1 protein-coding gene and 1 pseudogene are annotated in these 787 nt (G+C 53.9%); one reads left to right on the forward strand and one right to left on the reverse strand.

Annotation, left to right across the window (positions count from 1 at the left end):
* A pseudogene (locus tag ACTJKX_RS38185) lies at positions 1-280 on the reverse strand (IS630 family transposase); the annotation flags it as partial.
* 222 nt (positions 281-502) lie between these two features.
* Between ACTJKX_RS38185 and ACTJKX_RS38190 the strand changes: the two are divergent.
* A partial coding sequence (locus ACTJKX_RS38190; protein ID WP_440728501.1) for a dTDP-4-dehydrorhamnose 3,5-epimerase family protein occupies positions 503-787 on the forward strand: 285 nt, incomplete at its 3' end.

Genomic DNA, 787 nt, shown 5'->3' on the forward strand with positions numbered 1-787 from the left:
CGACAGGCCGGTCTCGTCGATGAAGACGAGGCGCCGGGGATCGAGATCGGGCCAGGCCTCGAACCAGTCGCGCCGCCGCTTCAGGATGTCAGGCCGATCCTGCTCCAGCGCATGTGCGGACTTTTTTGAACGTCCAGCCATGGCCACGAAGCCAGGCGCTCAGGGCACTGCGGCGGATCCCGACCGATTGCTCGGTCTCCAGCTGTTGCGCCATCTCGTTGAGCGTGATGTCTTTGCGTTCCTCAATCAGCCCGACGCGCCGACATGCCTTCGGCTGAGGCCTTCAACACCCGAGACCGTGAATCCCCGCTCAGAGCTCTTCCCATCATCAACCTCCCCCACAAGGCAGATGTTGAATCGGCTCACAAGCCGCCTGTCACATCACAATCGATTCATCGATCGCAGGACACGCTCTAGGAAGCGGATGTAGATGCAACAATGTTTATAAATTAAAATTCTGATATATGTCTCGTGGTTGAATTATTTATAGAGAAAAACGAGCATGCATACCCATTGGAATGCAGTATATGTAAACATAGACGGTATTGACTTGGGTCAATATATTCGCTTACTTCAAGAAAGTCTTCGTATTGGTATTGTGTTGATGATTGTTGAATTTCAGTCCATTCCTGATGTTGTAAGGGTTCGTCCGAGACGTTTTGGTGATGCCCGCGGCTACTTCTCGGAAGTGTTCAGCGCGCGCGGGTTTTGCCAGCAGGTTGCCGACGTAGAATTCGTTCAGGACAACGAGGCCTTGTCCGGCGCCGCGGGTACGCTGCGAGGCTTG

It is taken from the genome of Labrys sp. 22185, from assembly GCF_052045555.1.
Classification (GTDB): domain Bacteria; phylum Pseudomonadota; class Alphaproteobacteria; order Rhizobiales; family Labraceae; genus Labrys; species Labrys neptuniae.